3 protein-coding genes are annotated in these 2767 nt (G+C 58.7%); all 3 read left to right on the forward strand.

What is annotated here, in order from left to right:
• Positions 1 to 405: 405 nt before the first annotated feature.
• The 3 genes from ACYVGK_RS17945 to ACYVGK_RS17955 all read left to right on the forward strand — a co-directional run bounded on the left by ACYVGK_RS17945 (position 406) and on the right by ACYVGK_RS17955 (position 2623).
• A complete protein-coding gene (locus ACYVGK_RS17945) occupies positions 406 to 819 on the forward strand; it encodes a hypothetical protein (protein WP_460736251.1) in 414 nt (137 codons plus the stop codon).
• Between the two features lie 57 nt (positions 820 to 876).
• Positions 877 to 1167, forward strand: coding sequence for a hypothetical protein (locus ACYVGK_RS17950; RefSeq protein WP_460736252.1), 291 nt, complete (start codon positions 877 to 879; stop codon positions 1165 to 1167).
• A 1201-nt stretch (positions 1168 to 2368) separates the two neighbouring features.
• Complete coding sequence (locus tag ACYVGK_RS17955) at positions 2369 to 2623, forward strand: hypothetical protein (protein ID WP_460736254.1); 255 nt, start codon at positions 2369 to 2371, stop codon at positions 2621 to 2623.
• The last annotated feature ends 144 nt before the right edge of the window (positions 2624 to 2767 follow it).

Consider the following 2767-nt stretch of genomic DNA (forward strand, 5'->3'; position numbering starts at 1 on the left):
GCCCTGGGCTGCATAACAATTCATTCAAGCCGAAGCCGCTTCGCGGCTCGGCTTAATTCAGGCGTTATGCGTGGTCAAAAGACTGGCGATGCGCGCCAGCGCTGAAACGCTGCAGGTAAAGCGCAAGCCCGCACTCGATCTCTCTCGCTCGCGCCGCTGGGCTTGCGGTCACATGGCTGGATTCACCCTGGCGGCGCCTCCGGCGCCGTATGAGCAAGCACCGGCCACTCGCTCTCCGCGTTTCCGTCCAGTGATTGCCGCATCCCGATTGTCCCGGGCTAAGATCTCTTCAGCGTCCACGGCTCCCTGTTCTCCGTGGCTGCATAACAATTCATTCAAGCCGAAGCCGCTTCGCGGCTCGGCTTAATTCAGGCGTTAGGGCGCACCCCACCATTACCGTTGCCAATGGACGCAATGCTTACACCTCAGCAAGAACAGTTACGTAGCCGCGCGGAAGCCCTCATCAAGCACCGGGTCAATACGGGCGACTATCTTCCTTGCTTCGGCCTGACGCTCTCTGCCAGCGGCGAGATTGATGAAATTCTTCTCCCCCACCGAGCCGGACTCGAGAAGGACACATTTGGTCAGATCGTGGATAAGCTTCACTCGGCAATTTCCGCAGGCGCCGTGGCCACTGCTCTGATGATTCTTGCCGAGCTTCCGAGCGATGGGGCTACTGCAGGGGCAACCATCGATCTTGAGCAAAAAGGGACGCAACGTTTTATCGGCTTCTTGCAATACTCGCTCTCCCAATCGGGAGTCGTATTTCAGGAGACCCAGTTCGCGGGCAAACCGGCTGTGCTGTTTCGTGCGCCCTAACAATTCATTCAAGCCGAAGCCGCTTCGCGGCTCGGCTTAATTCAGGCGTTAGGGCTCATGAGAAAGTTCTTCATCACTCTATTGTTGATAGTGGCTCTGGCACTGCCAGTAGCACTGTTCTTGCTGCTCTGGCCACACTTCCATTTGAGCGCGCTAGTCGCGGCAGCCATTGCCATTGCAGCTGGCTGGGCATTGAACGTTGCCTGGACTTTCGCCTCTCAAAGCGATGTGTCGGCCGAGACATCTCCGGGTAGCGGCAACACACTGTCAATTGCTGCCCGTTTCGGCTGGGCATGCCCTACAGTATTGGTCCTGCTCGCTTGGGCGGCATGGCGTATCGCTGCATGAGCCCTAACAATTCATTCAAGCCGAAGCCGCTTCGCGGCTCGGCTTAATTCAGGCGTTATACGTGGGCCAACAGCGTTAACAGGTAATCACTGTCAGAACACTGCGGGTAAAGCCCAACAGCCGGCACTCGACACATGGCGTTCGCGCCGCCTGGCTTTCGGTTACAAGGTTGGCCACGTCCCGGCGGCGCTGCCCGCCGCCGGACAGCCAAGCACTGGCCCCACACTGTTACGGGATCGCGCAGTGATTCTCTTCTCCCGATTTGCCCGGCGATCGTTGCACCGCCCTGCTTCGCCGATTACCGTGGCGTATAACCATTCAATGCAGCCGAAGCCGCTTCGCGGCTCGGCTAATTTCAGGCGTTAGCCCCCAATAGCGGCATGACAATGACTGAGCCAAACCCCTATAGCCCGCCTCTCTCGCCGACAGCGGATGCGCCGGCGCTGCGCCCTACTCCCCAGCGATCGGCCAAGCCAAACATATTTCGTCGCTGCTGGCAGGGCTCCGCCCGCCTTTGGCAGGCATATTGGCTGATTGGGATTGCCGGTCAAATCATGCTACTGGCGGGCGCGGCCGTTCTCGCAATCGCTTGGTCCAGTGTGCTATCCGCAACCTCACTTGCCTCAATTGCGCAGTTGGTGCTGTTGCCCCTCTATCTGGGCTACATGGCCTTCTCATGGATTTGTATCTGGAGATGCGCGCACAACGTAGACAACCCCGCTTGGGGTGGTCTGGCTCGGGCTTTAGTAGGGTTTTCTGCACTAGCTACAGCAATCAAGGCCTTCAACGTCGTTCAAGCATCCGGGCTTGTGGGCTAACAATTCATTCAAGTGGAAGCCGCTTCGCGGCTCCACTTAATTCAGGCGTTATGCGTGGTCAAAAGACTGGCGATGCGCGCCAGCGCCGAAGCGCTGCAGGTAAAGCTCGCAAAGCCCGCACTCGACCTCTCTCGCTCGCGCCGCTGGGCTTGCGGTCACATGGCTGGATTCACCTTGGCGGCGCCTCCGGCGCCGGACGGGCAAGCACCCGCCACTCACTCCCCGCGCTTCCGTCCAGTGATTGCCGCATCCCGATTGTCCCGGGCTAAGATCTCTTCAGCGTCCACGGCTCCCTGTTCTCCGTGGCTGCATAACAATTCATTCAAGCCGAAGCCGCTTCGCGGCTCGGCTTAATTCAGGCGTTAGGCCTCATAGGAAAGTTCATGGCGACCGTTCTATTGCTTGCTGCTCTTACGCTGCCAGTTGTGCTGTTCTGGCTACTCAAGTCGCGCTCTCGTCTGAGCGGACTCATTGCAGCGGCCTTTGCCATTGCGGCCGGCTGGGCACTCAACCTTGTCTGGGCTTTCGCTGCTCACGAGTCCCTTGCAATCGCTGGTGCCTTTGGCTGGATTTGCCCCAGCATCTTGGTGGGACTCACCTGGCTCGTTTGGCGTTTCGCAAGACGTCGCACGGCATGAGCCCTAACAATTCATTCAAGCCGAAGCCGCTTCGCGGCTCGGCTTAATTCAGGCGTTAGGCGCCATCCCCATTTGTCATGACACTCATTCGCCAATACTCACCGGCTGACGCTCAAGCCGTCGTCGATGTGATCCTCCCAATCC

The sequence above is a fragment of the Lysobacter tyrosinilyticus genome (assembly GCF_054779815.1).